General features: G+C 67.4%; 6 protein-coding genes. 4 read left to right on the forward strand and 2 right to left on the reverse strand.

Annotated features, from left to right (window positions below; genetic code table 11):
• Window positions 1–291: 291 nt before the first annotated feature.
• Window positions 292–489 carry a hypothetical protein gene (locus QH283_RS02555; protein ID WP_280501406.1) on the forward strand — a complete coding sequence of 66 codons (198 nt, stop codon included), beginning with the start codon at window positions 292–294 and terminating at the stop codon, window positions 487–489.
• Window positions 461–805 (forward strand): hypothetical protein, encoded by a 345-nt coding sequence (locus tag QH283_RS02560; RefSeq protein ID WP_280501407.1) that lies wholly within the window; start codon window positions 461–463, stop codon window positions 803–805. Before QH283_RS02555 ends, QH283_RS02560 begins: the two co-directional genes overlap by 29 nt.
• Window positions 806–1002: 197 nt before the next feature.
• Here the strand turns inward: QH283_RS02560 and QH283_RS02565 are convergent, their stop codons facing one another.
• Both QH283_RS02565 and QH283_RS02570 read right to left on the reverse strand, forming a co-directional pair.
• Entirely contained in the window at window positions 1003–1257 is a 255-nt protein-coding gene (locus QH283_RS02565; RefSeq protein ID WP_280501408.1) for a hypothetical protein, read from the reverse strand.
• A 25-nt stretch (window positions 1258–1282) separates the two neighbouring features.
• Window positions 1283–1534 (reverse strand): DUF6011 domain-containing protein, encoded by a 252-nt coding sequence (locus tag QH283_RS02570; RefSeq protein ID WP_280501409.1) that lies wholly within the window; start codon window positions 1532–1534, stop codon window positions 1283–1285.
• Window positions 1535–1812: 278 nt separating this feature from the next.
• On the opposite strand from QH283_RS02570, the gene QH283_RS02575 reads away from it, so the two are divergent.
• Together QH283_RS02575 and QH283_RS02580 are read left to right on the forward strand one after the other, a co-directional pair.
• A complete protein-coding gene (locus QH283_RS02575; protein WP_280501410.1) occupies window positions 1813–2034 on the forward strand; it encodes a hypothetical protein in 222 nt (73 codons plus the stop codon).
• Window positions 2006–2215: a hypothetical protein gene (locus QH283_RS02580; RefSeq protein ID WP_280501411.1), complete on the forward strand. Its 210-nt coding sequence runs from the start codon at window positions 2006–2008 to the stop codon at window positions 2213–2215. The genes QH283_RS02575 and QH283_RS02580 overlap by 29 nt, the downstream gene beginning before the upstream one ends.
• Window positions 2216–2351 lie beyond the last annotated feature (136 nt).

A 2351-nucleotide genomic window follows, 5' to 3' on the forward strand; every position in this document is an offset into this window, starting at 1 on the left:
GCGCCCCCTCGCCGCCGCCCCCCCGCGCCTCTTCTTTCCATCGAACCGAATCCATACAATTTCATCCCCCCCCCGGCGGTAATTAATTGTATTGCACGGAAAGGGAATCCGATGCGCACCGCCGTGGCACCCGCCACCAACTCACAGGGCCACTGCCAGTTCCCGGGCTGCGGAGCACCACTGCCCGCTCGCAGCCCCCGGCCAACGCGGCGCCCCGCGCCGCTACTGCGACAACCGTGCACATACCGCGCAGAAGGCGTTGCGCGTACTCTGCACACCAGCGCCACCAAGGTGGCGGTTCTGCCGCAGTCCCCGCGGACGGTCACCGACAGTGTGGCGGCCACCCCGGCCGCGGCGGAGACCACGATGAACTGCATGTACTCCGGTCCGGTCGTGGGCCACCCTGGAATGCAGTACATCTGCTATGTCCACCACGACGACGGCTCGACGGAGGTCTTCTATGCACCCGGACCCTCAGCCCGGCCCTGACCCGGTCGTCCACGTCCTGCAACGCCCGCAGTTCGTGAACCAGGCCGACGGCACCGTGCGCGCCTACTACCCCGGCGACGACTGGCACGTCACCGGCACCGACCGCCAACATGCGATCACCCTGCTGCACGCCGAGTTCGACCGGCGCATGCAAGACCCCGCCTACGTCGCCGCGCACTGGAAACGCACCCAACGCCACCGAGACGGCCTAGAAACCACACCCGGGTTCGAGGTCAACGAGATCAGCCACGACGACTACCAGCACCGCACCGATGCCCTCGCCGAACGACTGCGGGAAGTCGACCCACCCGCCTGACCGTCGAATACAACAGCTGGCAGAGGCTCACGAGGCCCCGTTCCGGGGAGAGCTTTCGAGCCGAACTGCAGGGCAGCCGTTCACCATGTGGGCGGTCCGCTGAGGACCCCCTGTGGCGCTACTGCCCATATGGCCCCTACCGGTCCTAGTTTCCCAAGGGGCTGCATGATGTCGGAGGAGGTCGAGCCCTGGGTGGGCTAGAAGAGGATGAGCAGCAGGAGGAACGCGGCGGCCGCGGCGAGCCACCACTGCCAATTCCGGGGCAGGATGCGGAGCTCTCCGGCCTCTTCCAGGCGCCGGAGGTGGGTGAGGGCGTCGCGTTCGCGTTGAGTCAGCGGCCTCGCCCGGACAGGCACGAGGACCGGTGGCCGGCGGGGGCAGGTGGGCATCAGGTGGTAGTCCTCGACGCACCACGCGTTCCAGCACCGGTAGTACGGCGGGGTGTATGCCATGCCGTGGCCACCCTTCTCTGTGAGGTCAGCTGGCCAGGTCGAGGAGATCGAGCAGATCGCGGGGATGCTCGGCCTCGGTGTCGGTGGCGGGGAGTTCGAACAGCACCAGCGTCGATGCTGCCGCGGCGGCGTCGGCTGCCCGTTGCTCGGCGCGTTCCCGGATCGCGCATGTCGGGCCGATCCCTTGGGCGACCGATCGCGGTGACAGCAGCCACCCTCGGCAGCGGCGGCAGTGCGCGACAAGCCGGACCGTGGGCCCGTCGTCGATGTCGGCCATCTCGTTCTCCCTGCGACCAGCGTGGCTCTGCCTTTGCGATGCCCAGCCTGACACAACCGACCGACAACCAAGGCTGCCGTCGAAAGACCGGCCGATTCAGTAGGTCCCCGGCCCCTGTGTGCCGAATCTGCTCGAGCCTGCGCGCGGCGCACTCGACGGGGTGAAGGGGCGAGCCCGACCGACCATGCGGTCGGTGAAGACTTCGGGAACCGGATCGGGCCGGTCGGCGTCCAATCCTTGTGACCGAGCGTTCTCGGCCACAACAAGGGGGACCCATCATGGGAGTACGTGTCCTGGCGATCATGGCGACCGCAGGCATCTTGGCCGCCGCACCGATCGCGCTCACCACCGCACCAGCCACCGCAACACCTGCGACGATTGACTGCAAGTACACCGGCCCGATCGTCGGGCACCCAGGAATGCAGTACGTCTGCTACGTCCACAACGAAGACGGATCGAGGGAGATCTTCTATGCACCCGGCCCCTCAGCCCGGCCCTGAACCGGTCACCCACGTCCTGCAACGACCGATGTTCGTCGACCAGGCCGACGGCACCATCCGCGCCTACTACCCCGGCGAGGACTGGTGGGTCACCGGGGCGGACCGCGACGCCGCGATCACCGCCCTGGTCACCGAATCCCAACGCCGTCTGGAAGACCCCGCCTACCTCGCCGAACACTGAGCCTTTTTCATCCTCTGTGACCAGCCCGACGCCGGTGGCTCGAGGCAGGCGGCGAGCCTCCCCACGTACCAGCGAAGCCCCTGGTAGGAGAGCAGATCGACCAAGATCACTGTCCACCAGAGGCTTCACTTGTTGT

This window comes from Nocardia farcinica (assembly GCF_029867845.1).
Classification (GTDB): Bacteria; Actinomycetota; Actinomycetes; order Mycobacteriales; family Mycobacteriaceae; genus Nocardia; species Nocardia farcinica_A.